19 protein-coding genes are annotated in these 16712 nt (G+C 66.0%); 7 read left to right on the forward strand and 12 right to left on the reverse strand.

What is annotated here, in order from left to right:
• Nucleotides 1–323: 323 nt before the first annotated feature.
• Nucleotides 324–1067, reverse strand: coding sequence for a MauE/DoxX family redox-associated membrane protein (locus CRO39_RS15785; RefSeq protein ID WP_097123008.1), 744 nt, complete (start codon nucleotides 1065–1067; stop codon nucleotides 324–326).
• A 152-nt stretch (nucleotides 1068–1219) separates the two neighbouring features.
• Here CRO39_RS15785 and chaB point away from each other — a divergent pair, with 152 nt between their 5' ends.
• On the forward strand, nucleotides 1220–1447 hold the full coding sequence (chaB, locus tag CRO39_RS15790; RefSeq protein ID WP_097123009.1) for a putative cation transport regulator ChaB: 228 nt from the start codon (nucleotides 1220–1222) through the stop codon (nucleotides 1445–1447).
• A 51-nt stretch (nucleotides 1448–1498) separates the two neighbouring features.
• On the opposite strand, the gene CRO39_RS15795 is transcribed toward chaB, so the two are convergent.
• Together CRO39_RS15795 and CRO39_RS15800 are read right to left on the reverse strand one after the other, a co-directional pair.
• Nucleotides 1499–2611 (reverse strand): alpha/beta fold hydrolase, encoded by a 1113-nt coding sequence (locus tag CRO39_RS15795; RefSeq protein WP_097122912.1) that lies wholly within the window; start codon nucleotides 2609–2611, stop codon nucleotides 1499–1501.
• A 227-nt stretch (nucleotides 2612–2838) separates the two neighbouring features.
• Nucleotides 2839–3810: a hypothetical protein gene (locus CRO39_RS15800; RefSeq protein ID WP_238394566.1), complete on the reverse strand. Its 972-nt coding sequence runs from the start codon at nucleotides 3808–3810 to the stop codon at nucleotides 2839–2841.
• Nucleotides 3811–3937: 127 nt separating this feature from the next.
• Between CRO39_RS15800 and CRO39_RS21105 the strand changes: the two genes are divergently transcribed.
• Complete coding sequence (locus CRO39_RS21105) at nucleotides 3938–4147, forward strand: hypothetical protein (RefSeq protein WP_217991846.1); 210 nt, start codon at nucleotides 3938–3940, stop codon at nucleotides 4145–4147.
• A gap of 45 nt (nucleotides 4148–4192) precedes the next feature.
• On the opposite strand, the gene CRO39_RS15805 is transcribed toward CRO39_RS21105, so the two are convergent.
• The 3 genes from CRO39_RS15805 to CRO39_RS15815 form a co-directional block, all read right to left on the reverse strand.
• Nucleotides 4193–6133, reverse strand: coding sequence for an alpha/beta hydrolase family protein (locus CRO39_RS15805; protein WP_097122913.1), 1941 nt, complete (start codon nucleotides 6131–6133; stop codon nucleotides 4193–4195).
• Between the two features lie 121 nt (nucleotides 6134–6254).
• On the reverse strand, nucleotides 6255–6464 hold the full coding sequence (locus CRO39_RS15810) for a hypothetical protein (RefSeq protein ID WP_097122914.1): 210 nt from the start codon (nucleotides 6462–6464) through the stop codon (nucleotides 6255–6257).
• A gap of 254 nt (nucleotides 6465–6718) precedes the next feature.
• The gene (locus CRO39_RS15815) at nucleotides 6719–7558 is read right to left on the reverse strand and encodes an arylamine N-acetyltransferase family protein (RefSeq protein ID WP_097122915.1); all 840 of its coding nucleotides are present in this window, start codon (nucleotides 7556–7558) and stop codon (nucleotides 6719–6721) included.
• A gap of 232 nt (nucleotides 7559–7790) precedes the next feature.
• Here CRO39_RS15815 and CRO39_RS15820 point away from each other — a divergent pair, with 232 nt between their 5' ends.
• The gene (locus CRO39_RS15820; protein WP_280523257.1) at nucleotides 7791–8210 is read left to right on the forward strand and encodes a thioesterase family protein; all 420 of its coding nucleotides are present in this window, start codon (nucleotides 7791–7793) and stop codon (nucleotides 8208–8210) included.
• A gap of 151 nt (nucleotides 8211–8361) precedes the next feature.
• On the opposite strand, the gene CRO39_RS15825 is transcribed toward CRO39_RS15820, so the two are convergent.
• Together CRO39_RS15825 and CRO39_RS15830 are read right to left on the reverse strand one after the other, a co-directional pair.
• On the reverse strand, nucleotides 8362–9453 hold the full coding sequence (locus tag CRO39_RS15825; protein ID WP_097122917.1) for a DNA glycosylase AlkZ-like family protein: 1092 nt from the start codon (nucleotides 9451–9453) through the stop codon (nucleotides 8362–8364).
• A gap of 169 nt (nucleotides 9454–9622) precedes the next feature.
• Nucleotides 9623–10033: a hypothetical protein gene (locus CRO39_RS15830; protein ID WP_097122918.1), complete on the reverse strand. Its 411-nt coding sequence runs from the start codon at nucleotides 10031–10033 to the stop codon at nucleotides 9623–9625.
• 205 nt (nucleotides 10034–10238) lie between these two features.
• On the opposite strand from CRO39_RS15830, the gene CRO39_RS15835 reads away from it, so the two are divergent.
• Together CRO39_RS15835 and CRO39_RS15840 are read left to right on the forward strand one after the other, a co-directional pair.
• A complete protein-coding gene (locus CRO39_RS15835; protein ID WP_097122919.1) occupies nucleotides 10239–11348 on the forward strand; it encodes a sensor histidine kinase in 1110 nt (369 codons plus the stop codon).
• Entirely contained in the window at nucleotides 11345–12118 is a 774-nt protein-coding gene (locus CRO39_RS15840; protein ID WP_097122920.1) for a LytR/AlgR family response regulator transcription factor, read from the forward strand. The genes CRO39_RS15835 and CRO39_RS15840 overlap by 4 nt, the downstream gene beginning before the upstream one ends.
• Nucleotides 12119–12377: 259 nt before the next feature.
• On the opposite strand, the gene CRO39_RS15845 is transcribed toward CRO39_RS15840, so the two are convergent.
• Nucleotides 12378–13136 (reverse strand): outer membrane protein, encoded by a 759-nt coding sequence (locus tag CRO39_RS15845; RefSeq protein ID WP_097122921.1) that lies wholly within the window; start codon nucleotides 13134–13136, stop codon nucleotides 12378–12380.
• 238 nt (nucleotides 13137–13374) lie between these two features.
• On the opposite strand from CRO39_RS15845, the gene CRO39_RS15850 reads away from it, so the two are divergent.
• A complete protein-coding gene (locus CRO39_RS15850) occupies nucleotides 13375–14586 on the forward strand; it encodes a hypothetical protein (protein ID WP_097122922.1) in 1212 nt (403 codons plus the stop codon).
• Between the two features lie 143 nt (nucleotides 14587–14729).
• Here CRO39_RS15850 and CRO39_RS15855 read toward each other — a convergent pair whose 3' ends face one another.
• The 3 genes from CRO39_RS15855 to CRO39_RS15865 all read right to left on the reverse strand — a co-directional run bounded on the left by CRO39_RS15855 (nucleotide 14730) and on the right by CRO39_RS15865 (nucleotide 16290).
• Nucleotides 14730–15398 carry a glutathione S-transferase family protein gene (locus tag CRO39_RS15855; protein ID WP_097122923.1) on the reverse strand — a complete coding sequence of 223 codons (669 nt, stop codon included), beginning with the start codon at nucleotides 15396–15398 and terminating at the stop codon, nucleotides 14730–14732.
• A complete protein-coding gene (locus CRO39_RS15860) occupies nucleotides 15395–15616 on the reverse strand; it encodes a DUF4287 domain-containing protein (protein ID WP_097122924.1) in 222 nt (73 codons plus the stop codon). Before CRO39_RS15860 ends, CRO39_RS15855 begins: the two co-directional genes overlap by 4 nt.
• A gap of 119 nt (nucleotides 15617–15735) precedes the next feature.
• Nucleotides 15736–16290 carry a nucleoside 2-deoxyribosyltransferase gene (locus CRO39_RS15865; protein WP_097122925.1) on the reverse strand — a complete coding sequence of 185 codons (555 nt, stop codon included), beginning with the start codon at nucleotides 16288–16290 and terminating at the stop codon, nucleotides 15736–15738.
• A 119-nt stretch (nucleotides 16291–16409) separates the two neighbouring features.
• On the opposite strand from CRO39_RS15865, the gene CRO39_RS20995 reads away from it, so the two are divergent.
• Nucleotides 16410–16574 (forward strand): hypothetical protein, encoded by a 165-nt coding sequence (locus CRO39_RS20995; RefSeq protein WP_162125729.1) that lies wholly within the window; start codon nucleotides 16410–16412, stop codon nucleotides 16572–16574.
• Nucleotides 16575–16712 lie beyond the last annotated feature (138 nt).

The following is a 16712-nucleotide window of genomic DNA, read 5'->3' on the forward strand; positions in this document are numbered from 1 at the left end:
GGCGCCGAAGCGGCCCCGCGGAGTTCGCGCACCGGCGAGCGGAAGCGGACGGATATGTCGGAATGCTGCCCATGCCGCCATTGTGCATGGCGATGCGCGGCGGCGTCACCCCGCCGCGGCAAATCCGGATGCGGCGAGCCAAGCCATCCCTGTCCGGCGCCGCATCGCCGCCCGTTGCGCAGACGGACCGGGCTGGCGCGAATGCGGCCCTGGTTGATCGACGCCTTGCCCGGGGACCTGGCCGGAATCGCGGTTGGAGCACATCCCCGGCATGCATCCTGCTTGCCCGAATTCGGCAAAGGACAACGGCAAGGCGCGTGCCGCTACTTCAGCAACATCCACAGCGCCATTGCCACCATCATCAGATTCTCGGTCAACGACACGAATCCCAGCGGCACCCTGGAATTCCCTCCAACGCAGGCGCACCTGAGCTGGCGGCCCTGCACGTAGACCGCATAGAACACCGACACTGCGCCGACCGAACCGATGAACAGCGCCACCGGGATGGCGATGGCCTTGCCGGCCTGCGCCAGCATCAGCACGCCAGCCAACGCTTCGCCGAACGGGTACAGATACGCGTACGGCACCCAACGCTGCGCCAACAGGTCGTAGCCCAGGAACATGGTGGCGAAGCTGTCCACGTCCTGCAGCTTCTGCATGGCCAGCAGACACATCGCAAAAGCGATAAACCATTCCGCCGTACGCAACGTCAGCAGCGCGCCCGCACTGGCCCAGCTGCTGGCCAGCGCCAGCAGTGCGGCCATGGCGAAAACGGCGGCCACCGGCCGGTAGCTCACCGCATCCGGATCGCGCACAGGCTTGCCGAGATAGCGGCGAAGATCGTCGTAACCGCCGATGCGGCTGCCGTCGATGAATACCTGCGGCGTGGTTTCAACCCGATGCTGCGCCTTGAACGCATCGGTTTCTTCGCGCGTGGTCAGCCAGTGGTCATCCACGGTGAAACCGGCGCGCCTGAGCAGGTAACGGGACTTCAGCCCCCAGGGACAGACATGCTTGTCCATCACCATGCGGTACAGCGCGGCATGCCTGCCTGCGGTCGCGTTCATGAACGATGCCTCCAGCAACCTGACCGATACCCGCGGAAAAACTACAGATTGGCACGGAAGCGCAGGTGAAATCGCGCAAACGCAACCTACACGGCCGCATTACTTCCGTGCACGCAGCATGCTGTCTCCACTTGCACAGCGAGGATACGGCCATGCCCTACGACCGCATCAGCGATCTGCCCGATTCGGTCCGCGATCACTTGCCCAAGCATGCGCAGGAAATCTACAAGGAAGCCTTCAACAGCGCCTGGGACCAGTACGCGGATCCGGACGAACGCCGCGGCGACGCTTCCCGCGAGGAAACCGCGCACAAGGTGGCCTGGTCGGCGGTGAAGGAAAAATACGAGAAGGGCGACGATGGCGACTGGCACGCCAAGTAGGACGGGCTCAAACCTGCCGCGCGCCGGTAAACCCGGGCCTCCGCGCGCTCATCAACGCTGGGGTTGCCCGCCCTCCACCGCCAGCGGACGCACGTGCTCCAGCAGGCTGACCAGCAGCTTGCCGGGTTCTTCCCACGGCATCATGTGCGCGGAGCGCTCGAACCACACGGCCTTTTTGTAAGGCGCCTGCACCTGCCGGATCCAGGCCGCAGTGGGCTCGGAGGGTGTGGTGTAGTCGTGGCGCCCCATCAGCATCACCACCGGGATGGGAAACTCGCGCACGCCGGTGAAATCCACCTGCAGGAATTCCGGCAGCAACCGGTCCAGCGTGAACAGGCTGCCCTGGTTGATGGCGCAACGATCGCGGTCGTCGTACTCCGGCGACAGTCGAGGGGCGCGGTAGTAGTAGGTGGAGTCTTCGCGGTACGCGGTCAGGCCGCCGTAGAACTGCGGCCACTTGCGCGCAACGATGATGCGATCGCGGGTGATGGGCGTGTTGCCCGGATAGGGGCCGATGGCTTCCATCTCGCGTACCGCTTCGGCGTTGCCGTGGGCCCTGGCCTGCTGCAGGCCGTAGTCGTAGCTCAGGCGCTCGTTCTCGCGGGTGTTGATGACCTGTCCAACGCCGACATAGGCATGGAACAGGTCCGGCCGCTTCAGCGCCGCATGCATGCCGACCACCGTGCCCCAACTGTGGCCCATCAGAACCAGCTTGCGCTTGCCGTAGCGCGTGCGCAGGTACTCGGCCAGTTCGATGGCATCGTCGACATAGCGCTGGATATGGATGGTTTCGCCGATGCTGTCCGGGTCCACCTGGTTATAGGTCTTGCCGGATCCGCGCTGGTCGTAGTTGACGAGGGTGAAATATTCCTCCAGCGGGCGCTGGAACTGCCATTGGCTGGGAATGATGGGCGCGGCCGGTCCGCCATGCACGAACAGCACCATCGGGTTGTCGCGGTCCTGACCGCGCACGTTGACCCATTGATCGATGCCGCCGATTCGCGCCGCGTAGGCTTCCTGCACGCCATTGGGCGCGACGATTCTCCCAAGATCGCGGATGATCTCGCGCGCAGGTTCGTAGGCCGACCTGTCGGGGCATTCCTGGGCATGGATGCGCGGCGACAGCGCGGCCAGCAGGGACAACGCGAACAACGGCAGCTTCATCAGTGGCTCCTGCGCAAAACGGATGGGAGAAGTATCCGCACAACGGAAAGATTTCCACCCGTGCATTTGGTCATGTTGCCATTGGCCGGATCGACTGCTCGGGCAGCCGGCAGCGCTGGCTTCGCCCGCATCACCAGAGCGTTTTTGCTGCAAGTATCCGCCGCGCAGGCCGGGTTCCAAGGCACCGGGTCCCGGCATTCGCCGGGATGACGGCTATCCAGGGTTGCCTAGTTGCAACCCGCCAATCGGCTGTCGGCGTACCACAGCGCGCGCCGCGCCAGATCGTAGGCGCTGTCGCCGCGGCGCGGCAGCATATGTTCGGCCATGACCGGATCGGCGCCGTGCGCCATCGCCGACTCGACGCTCTCCAGCTCGGCCAGATGAGTGCGCACCGGGGCGATCAGGCGCTGCACCTGCTGGGGCTCGCAGGCGGCATGGCGCTTGAGCAGCGTCTGCATTTCCTGGCGTATGCGCTGGCTGGCTTCGCCGCTCAGACCGGGCGCCTTCTGGAACGCAACCGGGGCCGCCTTGTAGGCATCGCCGGTTGCCTCGCTTCCCAGATCGGCCGTCCGCTCGTGCAGGCGCGGATTGAAACGCACCTCCGGCGGCGGCCTGGCTTCGGCCGGCGCCGGCTCCTCGCCGAAGATGCGCTTGGCGATGGCCTTCATGCCGTCACCCATCTTCTGCGCGGCCACGTCGCCGAGCGTGCCATCGCTGGCCCAGTCCTTGCTGAAGCGCGTTTCCTCGACGTGGATGGGATTGGGCGGATAGAGCAGCTTGCGCGCACGCTCGAGCTCGCGTTCGTTGGGCAGACCCGGGGGATTCACCGCTGCCGTCGACGCCATCGGGTCGATGGCGACATCCGTTGGCAACCGCACCTGGCCATCGCGGGTGTACAGGCGCTCCGCGCGCGGTGCGGGCACCGCGGACGCTACCTGCGGCTGCGATGCGCGTGCGTCATCCGTTTGCGCGGCCAGGGGGATTTCCGGCCGATGCGCGGCAACCGGCGCCGCCGCAGGCGGGGCAAACCGTGGCACGGATTCCCGCTCGATGTAACGCACCCGCATTTCCTGCCCTTCACCGGCCGATGCCACATACGGAGCCCTCAGCAGGAACCTGCCCATCAACAGCACGATCGCCGCTGCGGTGGCGGCGGCGATGATGCGCGATACGGAGTCATCGGGGAAAGCCAGTTTCACGCAGCCTGCATCGTTCGGCGGAAGTTCGCGCGGCGATGCCGCAGACGGAGGTCGATTGACTGGCAAGCCTATCCGCTAGTTCCCGCATGCAGGCAGTCGCGGCGGCGATCCGGCGAAAATCGTTTGCATGGGATTCATCGTCGCCGCACAGGCGGCACGGCATATCGGGCCAGCAGCCCGTCATCGGCGCGCGTCAGTGGTCGACGCCTCCGCATCCCTTCAGGCCGGCGGCCGTAACGCCGCCGGCATGCCCTCCGCGCTTGGAAAGCTGACTCCGACCCAGGGACCGTCGTCCAGCGCCATCTGCTTCCTGATTAGCATCGACTCCCAGCCTTGAAAACCGCTCGGATAGACGCAGCGGATACGCGATGCCAATCGGGGTCTATTTCGCCGTCCCGCCACCCAGATGCCTGCCGAGAAACGCCAGCAGCCGGGTGTAGTACTCGCGGCGGTGGGATTCGGTATAGAAGCCGTGGCCTTCGTAGGGGAAGTACAAGGTTTCCACCGGAACGCCGGCAGCCTTCAACGCTTTTTCCATGCGTTCGCTGTGGGCGATGGGCGCGCGCTCGTCCTTGCCGCCAGCGGCAAGGAACACGGGCACCTTGATGCGTTCGGCCAGCTTGCTGGGTGAACGTGCGGCCAGCGTTTCCGGCGCGCCCAGCCAATCGCCGGCCCAGGTCTTGCCGGAGCGGCTGCGCCTGGATTGGCCGCGGTGCATCAGCGCCAGGTCGTATACGCCCACGTAGCCGGCGGCGCAGCGGTAAAGATCCGGTTCCTTGGCCACGCCCATCAGTGCGGCGTAGCCACCGTAGCTGGCGCCGTAGATGCAGATGCGCGACGGATCGGCGATACCCTGTTCGATGGCCCAGCGGGTGGCGTCGGTCAGATCGTCCTGCATGCGACCGCCCCACTCCTGCGCGCCGGCCTGCATCAGCGCACGCCCATAGTTGCCCGAACCGCGGTAGTTGACGCGTAGTACGGCATAGCCGGCTTCGGCCAGGATCTGCGTGTCGTCGTCGAAGTTCCACTGATCGAAGATGCCGAACGGACCGCCGTGCGGCAGCAGCACCATCGGCCGCGCCCCTTCCTTGGCCCCGAACGGCAAGGTCAGATAGCCATTCAGCGGGGTGCCGTCGCGCGCCTGCAGGGCGACGGCTCTGGTGGGCGGCACCCTGCTGGGATGGAACCATTCGCGGCGGCTGAAGACGCGATCGGCAGTCTTGTTGACGGCGTCGAACAGGAAATAGTCGCCATTGTTGCGGTCGCTCCAGACATAGAACAACGCCAGCTTGCCGTCGCTGGTGGCTGAAGTCAGGTAGATGACTTCCTCCTTGAATGATTTTTCCAGGCTGCGGTACAGGCGCGCGGTCGCCGATTTCTCGTCGAAGAAGCGGTTGCGCACGCGATCGGTCATGAAGGACACGCCTATCGGCGTGCGTCCATCCATGTCGTACAGCGTGCGGAAGGGATCGACCAGCGCGTCGCGCATCAGCTCGGTGTAGACGCCGGTGGCCGGGTCCCATGCCATCACTGCGTCGGGCCCCTGCGCCTGCTCCACCTGCAGATAGGCGATCTTGCCGTCGGCGGAAAACCCCATCGGGAATTCGCGCCGCTGGGCGACGGCTTCGTCGTTGATCAGGCGCCAGGGAGCCTTGTCGTCGTCGCGGTAGTAAAGCTTGGAAACGTTGTCGGCGTTGGCGCCGCGCGCAAAACGCACCCGGCCTTCGGCATCGACGGTAAAGCTGGCGCGGCGCACCGGCACGCTCGCCACCACGCTTCGCCGCCGGGTGTAGATGTTCAGCTTCTCGATGCGGATACTCGGATCGCTTTCCAGCGGCACCGCCGACACCAGCACGCTGTTCGGGTCGCTCGGCAGCGTGTCTTCCATGAACACCGCGCGATCCAGCTCGAACTTCACGCCGCTGCCGTGAGGCCCGTCATTGACGCCCAGCGGGCTGGCCAGCAGCTTCGCGCCCTTGCCATCGGCGTCGATCGCATGCAGTTCGCCCGTCGTCACCGGCTCGTCGCGCGACCCTTCCTTGCGCGCCATTGCCACCACGATGCGCTCGTCGTTGGCCCACCAGAAATCGTCGACCGCCGAATCCTCCCTGCCGGTGATCTTTGCGGTACCCGACATGTCGGAACGGCGTATCACCACCAGCGCGGTGCGATCCTCCAGCGGCATGGTGGCCGCATAGTAGGCGCCCGATGGCGAGATCTTCACCCGCTCGAACTTGTCCTGCTTCAGATAAGCCGCCAGATCCACCTGCTGCGCCTGGACAGCCAATGGCGCAAGCCAGGCAGCCAGCATCCCTACACGCATTCCCCAATGCATATCCTCTCCATTCCCCGGTTGTGATGCTGCGGCCGCTATGGTGGCAAGCAAGGTGGCGGAAGTCCATGCCGGCGCGGCGTGCGCGTGGCGAAAGCCGCGCCGCGTCCGCTCACCCGCCCGTATCGTGTTGAACGGCGTGGCGGAAAACCCATTGGTAGTTGTTGCCGGGCATGGCCGGCAACAGGTTGCGATAGGCGCGGATGCGCTCTTCGTTGCTGGGGGCGTCGGGCGTGCCGTCGCGCGGCGGATGCTGCAGCGACAGGAAGGCCAACGGTCCCAGCGCCGCCTGTTCGATTGCGGTGGCGTGATGGTTGTTCATGGCGCGCATGCCTCTTTGGAAAAACAGGCGCGTCCATTGGACTGCCTGCAGCCGGGTTCCCCGGCAACCTGCGCCGACAATGCGCTGCATGACCAACCCGCGCAGGGCCCGGGGGCTTGTTTCCCCTTCCCGCCGGATGCGGGGGCGGCTCCCCCCTGTAGGGCCGCCTGCCATCCGCACCCGGCGCCTTCATTCAAAAGAACGGATGCTTTTGCGGCCGCCGGCCACGCAGCGCGCGGCGGCAGGTGCCTGGTTCAGGCTGCAGCCAGCGCATCGGCCTGCAGCCGCAGGTCGATGGCGGCCCGCAGATCCGGATGTTCAGGCACTTGGATGCCGAACTGGTCCTGCAGCACGGCGATCACGGCGGCGGCGTCAGGCAACGCATGCCGCTGGCTGGCTTGGCCATGGCGATGAATGGCGAAGCTGCCGTTGCTGAGCGCCTTGCGCCAGCCGGGCCCGGTGCGCGCGGCGCGCAGCTGGCCCAGGAATGGCGACTCCGGGTGCGTGCAGACGTACCAGTTGCCGACGATGTAGTCGATCTCGGCCTGCGGTTGCAGGTCGAACACGTACAGGGCCCGCCATTCACCGGCAACTTGCGCACGCAAGGTGTATTGGTCCTGGCGACGGGTGACGCGGTAGGGTTCGTGCGGGGTGGCCTGTTCTTCTTCGGTATCCAACCGCAACGGCGCGGTCGGCACCATGCCGCCAAAGCCGACGTCGGCGATGTAGCGCACATCTTCGATCGTTGCCAGCACCAGCAGATGGGTGCGTGCGGTCATTGCGTCCTCCGGCCCGCCCATCACCACGCGCCCGGTCAGCCCGCGCGCATCGAAGCGGAGTTGTTGCAGCAGCGCCAGGAACGCGCGGTTGAGCTCGTAGCAGTAGCCGCCGCGCCCTTCATGCAGCAGCTTGCGCTGCACCGCCGGCAGATCCACCGGCACCGGCAACCGCAGCAACGTGGAGATCGTCTCGAACGGAAAGGTAGCGGTATGCCGTTGCTGCAGTTCCCGCAACGTCGCCAGCGTGGGCGGCGGCGCCTGGTCGTAACCCAGCCGTTGCAGGTACAGGCGGGTTTCGGTGAGGGAGTCGGTCATGTCTTGGCCCTTGAATGGACAGGCGGCAACTGTGGAACATCAAGCCCGGTTGAGGTCAAGCGGCACGACGGATATCCTGCGCGGCGGTGCGGCACGTCATGCAATGCGCAGGTGCGGAGGCTTGATACCGCCGTTGTGACCGCCTGGCTCCGCCACCACCGTTGTTTTCTCCAGGTTCCCGCATCGGAGCAGCCGGATGTATGCGAAGACGCTGTATGCAGGTTGGGCCGATATGGATTTCAATTCCCACATGAAGAACACGGCCTACCTGGACAAGGCCGCCGACGTGCGGCAGATGTTCCTGATCGAGCACGGCTTCCCGATGGAAGAGTTCCTGCGGCTTCGAATAGGCCCGGTGGTCAGGAAGGATGAGGTCGAGTACTTCAACGAAGTCGGGCTGCAGCAGCAAATCACCGTGACCTATGCGCTTGCGGGCCACGCGGTGGACGGCAGCCGTTTCCTGCTTCGGCACGAGATTTTCCGCGCAGACGGCAAACTCAGCGCACGAGTCACCAGCGCGGGCGGGTGGCTCAACCTGGTCGAGCGCAAGCTCATGGTGCCGCCGCCGGCGCTGCTGGCAGCCATGAACTCGCTGGAGAAAACGGACGATTTCACCGTGCTGCCATCGAGCATCAAGCCGCGCCTGGCATAGCGTCAGCGGCGCTTTCTGTATCAAGCATTCTCTCTGAACCAGAATCCCGTCATCGCGGCGCGGGCCGGAACCTAGTGCCTCGGACCCAAGATGGCGCAACGTCGCTGGGTCCCGGCTTGCGCCGGGATGACGGTCCGATAATGCCCGTGAACTATTCCCCCAGCCCCAAAAATGCCCGCATCCGCGCCAGTTCCGCCTCCAGCGCTGACGCGAATTCCGGTTCGCGCGGCGCGCGGCCGTCGACATAGTGCAACTGCGCACGCAGCATGCCGGCGGCCACCGACAGATTGCCCCAGCCCAGCACGCGATCGCGCCACAGCAGCGGCAACGCGTAATAACCCAGCTTGCGCTTGGGTGCGGGCGTGTAGGCCTCGAAGCGGTAGGCCCAACCCCAGAACAGCTCGAAGCGGCGGCGGTCCCAGACCACCGGATCGAACGGCGTCAGCAGGCGCACCTGCCCGTCGGGTTGCCAGCGCCGGCTGTCCGCGCGCTCGTCCGCAGGCCACAGCCAGTCCACGCCATCCACCCGCGCGCGCTGCAGGCGTTGCCGCGCACGGCCCAGCGCCGGTCTGCGTGCGGCGTCCCATTGCGGCACGCCTCTGCCCAGGTAGCTCACCAGTTGGCCCAGGCTGGCATCGGGCAGCGGCGCGTATTTGCGTACGATCAGATCGATCAATGCATCCAGGCGCGCATCGATGGCAGCCTTGTCCACCGGCGCGGCATCTTCGCGTACGGCATAGACGCGGGTGCCGCCGTCGCGCCGCGCCACCCGCAGCAGGCCGCGGTAGTGCATGCCGTCGAGCAGCTGGGTGCTGGCATTGGACGAACCGCCGAACCAGTTGGTGGTCTTGCCATGGGCGAAGCGGGCATCGACCTCGCGCGGATGCACCGCGCCGCGTTCGGCAATGAACTCGCGCACCGCCCGGGCCTGCTTCCAGCGCGCCGGCGTCCACGCCTGGCGCGCGCTGCGCGGGTGCATCAGCGCGTGGTGGGCGCGCGGCAGAAAGCCGTAGTTGACGAAGAAATCCTCTTCCAGCGGCAGCCGCGGATAACGCCGTTCCAGATCGCCGGCGCGGTAGCCGCTGACGCGATGGCGCAGGGTCAGATCCTGCGCCCGCGCCGGCGCACGGATCGGATCGGCCTGGACAAACCCCAGTTTCCCGATGGCCCGCATCAGCGTGGTCGGCTTGAACAGCGAGCGGGCAATGGCGTAACGGCGCAGGTGATCGAGGGTCAGCGGCATGCAGCAATGATGCCAGCTGAACCGGTGGACCGTATTGCCGCATGCGGCACGCAGGCTGGGTTGGTTTCCTCAACCCAGGTTCGCAACAAGCCTCCAGCTTGCCGGGGTAACGGAGCCAGCCCAGCCGGACCGGACTTCGCACCTGTCCGCGCAACAGCGGTTTTTCGGATTATGTTGGCTGCTCACCGCTGGCGATCGGCATGTGGTCGCGCTTGGCTTCCATGGCCGGACGCGGACGCCCGGTGGCGGGCAATGGTCGAAGGCGCAGGCCGCGATGGCGGCAGATGTCCACTTCCGGGTACAGCGCGCGACGGCCACCGTTGAATTCCACCAGTACGTCGTGCAGGCAGTGGTCGGAGACGATCTGCACGATGGCGGCGCCGCCGCCACCGTGAACCTGTTCGCCCAGCAGCAGCTCGCGGTAGGCGTGGCTGCCGGCAGGAGCCAACCAGACCGATGTCACCCGGTCGTGAGCGCGATTGATGATTTCCAGGTAGCGCATGCGCTCGCCGGCACCGGCGGGCGGCGAGACAACGAAGAAGACGGCAAAAGCGAGTGCGCAAGCAAGCGAGTAACGCATGGCGGGGTCTCCGTGATTGAGGCATCCATCGGCCAACCGCGGACGCGGGGACCGGATGCCGCATCACGCGCCCGGGGCCGCGCACGCGACAAGCGTTCCGGGACGAATCGTCGCCCCGCCGTGGCGAATCGTAGCCGCCGCCTCGTGGCGCTTTTCACGGCGGCATCCCGGACCTACGATGCCGGCACAACACTGGAATCCGCTCATGAACGTCCGTCTGGGTCGCCTGGAAGTCCGCCTGTCCCGCTACCTGGGGCTGTGGTCGGTCGTCGTGGTCGTGTTCGCCATGCAGAGCTGCACCAACGACGCGGTGAATGGGCATCTGTGGCCGCCCAGCGCTTACCTGCGCTGGTCGGCGATCCAATGGCTGACCTGGGCGGCGCTGGCACCGCTGGTGTTCCGGCTGGGCGAGCGCTACCCCATCCCCTTCCCGCTGCGCCTGTCGCGGCTGTTTCGCCACATAGGCTATAGCCTGGGCGTGACGTTGCTGGCCATGTTGATTGGCGCGGCGGTTTCGTCAGTATTCGAGCCCGGCGGCTTCGGCCAGCAGCTCGGACAGTTCATCAGCAAGCACGTGGCCACCGGCCTGCTGGCGTACTGGTCGCTGCTGGCCATCCAGCATCTGCTGCATTTCCAGGCCGAGAAATCGCGACGCGAAATCGAGGCCAGCCGGCTGAGCGCCGAACTGGCGCAGTCGCGCCTGCAGGTGCTGAAGACGCAGTTGCAGCCGCACTTCCTGTTCAATACGTTGCACGCCATCGTCACCCTGCTGGACGAGGACGCGCTGTCGGCCGAGGACATGCTGCTGCGTCTGAGCGAACTGCTGCGTGCGTTCCTGGAGGACTACGACGGCCAGGAGATCAGCCTGCGCCGCGAACTGGAGCTGCTGGAACTGTACCTGGGAATCCAGCGCACGCGCTTCAAGGGCCAGCTGACCACGCGCATCTACGCGGCGCCGGACGCGCTGGAGGCCGCCGTCCCCAGCCTGGTGCTGCAGCCGATCGTGGAGAACGCGATCCGCCATGGAATCGGCCAGCACGTGGGCACGGACTGCATCGAGGTGGACTGCCGCCGTGATGGCGACACGCTGCGCATCGAGGTACGCAATCACAATAGTACGCTGGATGATAGTGGACATGCCGGTGGACATGGCATCGGCCTGTCCAACACGCGGCTGCGGCTACGCGAACTGCACGGCGATGCTGCAGAACTGCGGCTGGACCTGATGGTGCCGCGCGGCGTGGCCTGCCGCCTGCGGCTGCCGTTCCGAGCTATAGAGGAAGCCGACGAAGCGCCGGAGCATGTGCGGGTATGACCATCACCACGCTGATTGTGGACGACGAGCCGATCGCACGGCATGCGGTGGTCCGCCTGTTGCGCAATGACCCCGACATCGAACTTGTCGGCGAATGCGGCGATGGCGTGTCCGCGGTCGAGGCGATCCGCAGCGTGTCGCCGGATCTGGTGTTCCTGGACATCCAGATGCCGGCGATCACCGGCCTGGACGTGGTGGCGACGATCGGCGCGGCGCGGATGCCGGCAACGGTATTCGTCACCGCCTACGAGCAATTCGCGGTACGCGCATTCGAGGCCAATGCGGTGGACTACCTGGTCAAACCGTTCGGTCGCGACCGTTTCGCCGAGACGCTTCGGCGCGCCAAACAGCGGTTGGCGCTGGGCCGCGGTACGGACGCCACCGCACGCATCATGCAGGTACTGGAATCCTTGCGTCAGCGCCACGACTACCTGGATCGAATCCCGGTGCGCGAAGACGAAAAAGTGGTATTCGTGGACGTGGACGACATCGTCTGGATCCGCGCCAACCGCAACACGGTGCGCCTGCACCTGGCCGATCGCACCTGCGAACTGCGGGAAACCATGACCGCGCTGGCCGAGCGCCTGGACCCGCGCCACTTTGTCCGCGTGCACCGCTCGGCCATCATCAACGTACGCCGTGTCAGCGCCATCCACCCCTGGTTCAACGGCTACCACGTCGTCACCATGGATACCGGACAGCAGTTGCGCATGAGCCGCTACCAGCACGAGGCCTTCCTGCGATTGGCGACGACGCAGCGGGCGGAATAGGCGGGCCTCCCCGGAGGCGTCTGGCCACGTGGGACGCTCAACGCAGGCAGAATCCGTTCCCCGACACGGTCGCCCAGACCCAGGCCAGACGTTGTCGGTTGGGTTGGCGCCATCAACCCGGCATCGCGTGATTCCGAACCGGAATTGCCGGATTGATGGAGCAGCCAGCCGCGACCGGCAGATGAACCTGATCCGTGTTTCGCCGAGCGCAAGGCAGGCCCACGTCCGCCTTGCGCACGATTCAACTGGCCGGCCGCGGTCAGAACCGGTAGTTCACGCCAAGCCGGAAGATGCTGAAGTCCACGTCCTGGCGAACCGATTCGGTATACGCCGGCGAGACGAAGCTGCTGCCAGGCTGATAGACCGTGTCGTAGCGCAGATCGTCGGCATCGGTGCGCAGGTACTCGGCCCGCAGCGACCAGCGGTTGCCGAAATCGAACTCATAGCCCAGGCCCCACTCGACACCATCCACGCGGTCGGATCTGCCGCCCAACTTGTTGTAGCCGCCATTGCTGACCACGCCTGCGGAGGCTTCGGCATCGACCCGCGTCCAGCCGGCGGTGGCGAACAGCAGATGCCGGTTGATGACGTAGCCGAGCTTCGCGCGCAAGGCGAGCTTGTTGTCCAGTTCGATGCTGTTGCCGAAATCGTAGCTCAGCGAGGGGATGGATGGCACCGGCGTCAGGCCGGTCCGGCGGGCGTCGTCCATGCCCAGCTGGCTATAGTCCAGTTCCATGCCCAATACCAGATTGTTCTGGAACTGGTACTGGTAGCCGAGCTGCACGCCATACGCGCTGCCGCTGGGGTCCAGATCGGTGGACCAGGAAGAAGCCACGTGATCGCGGAGCTGTTGCGATTCGATGCTCCACTGGCCACCGAGATCGATCCGCGCTTCGGAGTCGCCGTTGCCATAGCCGGCGTGGCCGCCGATGTACCAGCCGGTCCAATCTCCATTGGCCGCCGCCGCGTTGGCGCTCAGCAGGCAGGCAACGGCAAAGACGGAAAGACGCTTGTTCATGGGAAGTCCTGTTCGTTGGAAGGAAAGCCACAGTCGATGCGGCTAATCGGCATACGCATTTCCATGGCCGCAACTGCCACCGGCCGGGCGCCACGCGCTGGCGGCCCCGATACCTGGGCGGGCCTGCGCCGTTGGCCGGGATCGGCCGATACCTGGACTGCCGGGTACAACCAATGGCACAGGAGCCGGAGAAGGTTCTGCCGCAGGATCGCGCGGACACCGGATTGCCGTGGAAACGATGAAAAAGCTGCTTGTTGCCCTGACGTTGCTGGCCAGCGCCTCCGCTGCTGCGGCCAACCCGGCGGCCGACGCGAAGACCACCGTCATCGTTCTGGGGGTCGACCACGCTGCGCAGCTGGTTTCCCGCCAGGACAGCCCAGCCATGCTCACGGCCTTCCTTGCCCGCGCCAAGCCGGACGCGATCTGCATCGAGCGCTCCCCGGAGGCATTCGCCAGAAACGACTACTACGAATTCACCTACGAGGTGCAGGACGTTGTGGTCCCCTATGCCCGGCAACAGGGAATCGACCTGTGCGCAATGGACTGGACGCCCCCCAGCGAGGACGCGAAGCTGGGATTCGGGATGGATCTTGAGGCGGTTCCCGAGTTGCGCCCGGCGCAGGGTTTCCAGCAGTTCCTTTCATTCCCCCAACCTGCGCAGTTGAAGCGGGACCTGTTTCATGCCGACGATCCCGGGAACCTGGAACGGATCACACAGTGGGCCTCCACGCCGGCCAAACGCGCGCAGGACGATCTGCCGCGCCGTCTCTATCTGTATCGCACCTACCTGCAGGCCCAGCGAGTGGCCGCCGCGGCCAGAGCCCATGCTGGCGGCACGTTGGTGGTGGTGGTTGGCGAGTTCCACAAACAGGACATCGAGTCCATCCTGGCTGGCGACCAGCGCATCGTCCTGGTGCAGCCATCGAGCCTGGGCAAACCGGACGCCGGCGAGGTCTCGAAGCACGACCGTACGCAATATCGCCTTGCGATAGCCAGCTTCAACCTGCTGGGTGTCCAGGCCGACACCGGCAATGTCGATCTCGAATTCGTCCACGACGCGCTGCAGCCGCTCCTCGGCCGGCAAAACACCGCCGAAATCGCGCTGCTGGCAACCCGCCTTGATCTGCTTGACGGCCGCATTACCCGCCGGGAAGCCATCGAGCGCTACCGGCAGGCGGCGCAACGGGCCGGCACGGAATCATTTACCTGGAACGGGGTAAAGGACGCGACGCGCATCGACTCCTACTTCGATCCCTTCGGCAACCTCAGCGTCCGCCAGCGCGCACTGCTGGAAGCGGCGCGAGAGCTCTACGGCGAAGGGAACATCGACGAGGCGGAGAAGATCAGGGCAGAGCTGGCCGGCCAGTTCGCCGGCCGCAAACGGACGCAGCTTTCGGGCTATTGGGACAGATACGTCTCCCGTAATGTCGAACCGGCGCAACGGCGGTAGATGATGCAGGGCGGCTTCGGCCGCGACGCACTCACCGGAGCTGGTCGCGGCGGGTTTTCAACAGCCGAGCGGCAGTTCGACCGCTCCCGCCGGAAAAGACGCGGACCGGGTTGGCCTCGCCAACCGGCTTCTCGAACATGACATCACCGAAGCTGGATGGGCGAAGCCTGTCCGGCCTGCGGCACCGGCGGCAGTTCCGGCGCTTCCAGCCCCTGGAAGGGATCGCGCCACGCCTCCAGCGCCTCCAACTGACCGTACCAGCGCGCGATGGCCGGATAGTCGCGCAACGGCAGACCGGCGAGCTCGTGGTGCGGCAGGAACGAGGCCATGCGGAAATCGGCATAGGACAGGCCGTCGTCGAGCAGCCACTCGCGCGTGGCCAGCTGCGCGTCGAGCAGGGCGGCCGATGCAGCGAACTGCGCCAGCCCGTCGTCCACCTTGCGTGGGTCGACGGGGCCAAGGGTGTAGCGCTGCTTGGTGACGTATTCGAACTGCACGATGTCGCAGGCACGCACGAAGTTCTCCTTGCCCCAGCTCAGCCACTGGATCATCGCCGGCTCTGCGGCGCCGGTGCGCCAGAACGGCGAACCCGTCTCGCGCGAAAGCCGGCAGGCGATGGCATCGGCCTCCCACAGGCTGCCTTCGGGCACGACCAGGATCGGCAGGCGCAGGCAGGGATTCAGCGGGCGGTAGCGCTCGGCCTGGCCCGGCGCCAGCGGCGCGGCGAACTCGAAGGCGACCGGCGCCTGCAGGTATCGCGCGGCCGCCACGGCCAGGCGCGGATTGGGATTGCGGCTGAAGAGAAGTTTCATGATGCGCTGCCCGCCTGCGCGCGGCGGTAGGCCACCAGCGCGTTGGCGTGGCCATGTCCAAGCCCGTGCTGGGTCTTGAGAAAGGCCACCTGCTCGCCGTGCTTGAGTCCGCCAACGCCGTCAAGCAGCGCGAACCAGTGCGCAACCGGTTTGCCGTAGGTTTTCTCGATGGAAGGGAAGTAGGAAGCCGGGCCTTTGACCTGTGCGGTGGTGTTCATGCTTGCTCCGGTAATGGTGGCGACACCTCTTCGACGAACGGACAGACGCGGAATCGACAACCAGGTCGCACCGGGGGTGCGAAGGGGCCGCACCGGGGCGCGCCTCCGACCCTGCCGGCTCAGGCCATGCGGGCGCCGCAGCATGACGGGTCCGGCACCCTGCCTTCCTCGTACCGCAGCAACTGCGCCAGCGCCGCGCGCGCATCGCCAACCACCAGCGGCGCCGGCACCGACAGCATCAGGTTCAACGGCAAGCCGAACTCCTCGATGCTCCAGCCGTGCGTGTCGAGCACGCCGTCGGGACCGATGGCCTGCGGATGCCGCTGGCGGATGCGCTGGGCAAAGCTGCCGTGCTCGGGGATGTAGCCGAACACCGGCTTGCCCTTGGCCACCGCGTAGCCGACTTCGAAACAGGTACCGCTGTCCGGCTCCGGGCCGCGGAAGAAGTCCAGGTTGGCCAGCACCGCATCGGCACGCTCGATCAGGGCGATGTTGGCCCGGTAGATCCAGGCCGCCTGCTCGGCAGGGTCGGTGATGTGGCCGGGCACGTCCTGATCCAGCGGAAACAGTCCCTCGAAGCCGAACCGCGCGCACAGCGCCTTGAGCTCAAGCCCGCGCGCGTGCGCATCGGGGCGGAACACGTCCGGGCCGGCCAGGTAGAGGGAACGGATCATGCGGGTTGGCGCTTTGCAAGCAGGAAACGGGAGCGGCTATTCTGCGACGAAACGGCTTTGCGGATCGGTTTTATGCTGTTTGCCCTGATCTTTGGAGGACCGGCGCTGGTGCTCGCCGGTTGGCTGTTCTTCCGGTTGCCCGGCGTACGGTTCTGGACGTTCGCCCGGTCTGGCGCGCCAATCGCTACCTGTCTCCGGTGAGCGTGACGCTGTGGATCGTCGGCCTGGTTGCGCCGATTGTCGGCGTCATCGTCCTGTTCGCCCCGGCGGCAGGCTCCGGATAAGTGCCGTAGGCCGGGTTGGTTTCATCAACCCAGCATTGTGCGGTCCCAGGCCAAAGGCGTTGGCTTGTTGGAGCCCACCAACCCGGCCTACGGCGCTCAACGGCCCGATGCTTCCTGGCATCCGCCTTGAGAGGTCAG

This window comes from Pseudoxanthomonas wuyuanensis (genome assembly GCF_900215535.1).
GTDB lineage: Bacteria > Pseudomonadota > Gammaproteobacteria > Xanthomonadales > Xanthomonadaceae > Pseudoxanthomonas_A > Pseudoxanthomonas_A wuyuanensis.

What these genes read in the sequence shown, in the direction of transcription:
- CRO39_RS15785 (WP_097123008.1), bottom strand. Translation starts at nt 1,067, where the DNA reads ATGAACGCGACCGCAGGCAGGCATGCCGCGCTGTACCGCATGGTGATG.
- chaB (WP_097123009.1), top strand. Translation starts at nt 1,220, where the DNA reads ATGCCCTACGACCGCATCAGCGATCTGCCCGATTCGGTCCGCGATCAC.
- CRO39_RS15795 (WP_097122912.1), bottom strand. Translation starts at nt 2,611, where the DNA reads ATGAAGCTGCCGTTGTTCGCGTTGTCCCTGCTGGCCGCGCTGTCGCCG.
- CRO39_RS21105 (WP_217991846.1), top strand. Translation starts at nt 3,938, where the DNA reads ATGGGATTCATCGTCGCCGCACAGGCGGCACGGCATATCGGGCCAGCA.
- CRO39_RS15805 (WP_097122913.1), bottom strand. Translation starts at nt 6,133, where the DNA reads ATGCGTGTAGGGATGCTGGCTGCCTGGCTTGCGCCATTGGCTGTCCAG.
- CRO39_RS15810 (WP_097122914.1), bottom strand. Translation starts at nt 6,464, where the DNA reads ATGAACAACCATCACGCCACCGCAATCGAACAGGCGGCGCTGGGACCG.
- CRO39_RS15815 (WP_097122915.1), bottom strand. Translation starts at nt 7,558, where the DNA reads ATGACCGACTCCCTCACCGAAACCCGCCTGTACCTGCAACGGCTGGGT.
- CRO39_RS15820 (WP_280523257.1), top strand. Translation starts at nt 7,791, where the DNA reads ATGGATTTCAATTCCCACATGAAGAACACGGCCTACCTGGACAAGGCC.
- CRO39_RS15825 (WP_097122917.1), bottom strand. Translation starts at nt 9,453, where the DNA reads ATGCCGCTGACCCTCGATCACCTGCGCCGTTACGCCATTGCCCGCTCG.
- CRO39_RS15830 (WP_097122918.1), bottom strand. Translation starts at nt 10,033, where the DNA reads ATGCGTTACTCGCTTGCTTGCGCACTCGCTTTTGCCGTCTTCTTCGTT.
- CRO39_RS15835 (WP_097122919.1), top strand. Translation starts at nt 10,239, where the DNA reads ATGAACGTCCGTCTGGGTCGCCTGGAAGTCCGCCTGTCCCGCTACCTG.
- CRO39_RS15840 (WP_097122920.1), top strand. Translation starts at nt 11,345, where the DNA reads ATGACCATCACCACGCTGATTGTGGACGACGAGCCGATCGCACGGCAT.
- CRO39_RS15845 (WP_097122921.1), bottom strand. Translation starts at nt 13,136, where the DNA reads ATGAACAAGCGTCTTTCCGTCTTTGCCGTTGCCTGCCTGCTGAGCGCC.
- CRO39_RS15850 (WP_097122922.1), top strand. Translation starts at nt 13,375, where the DNA reads ATGAAAAAGCTGCTTGTTGCCCTGACGTTGCTGGCCAGCGCCTCCGCT.
- CRO39_RS15855 (WP_097122923.1), bottom strand. Translation starts at nt 15,398, where the DNA reads ATGAAACTTCTCTTCAGCCGCAATCCCAATCCGCGCCTGGCCGTGGCG.
- CRO39_RS15860 (WP_097122924.1), bottom strand. Translation starts at nt 15,616, where the DNA reads ATGAACACCACCGCACAGGTCAAAGGCCCGGCTTCCTACTTCCCTTCC.
- CRO39_RS15865 (WP_097122925.1), bottom strand. Translation starts at nt 16,290, where the DNA reads ATGATCCGTTCCCTCTACCTGGCCGGCCCGGACGTGTTCCGCCCCGAT.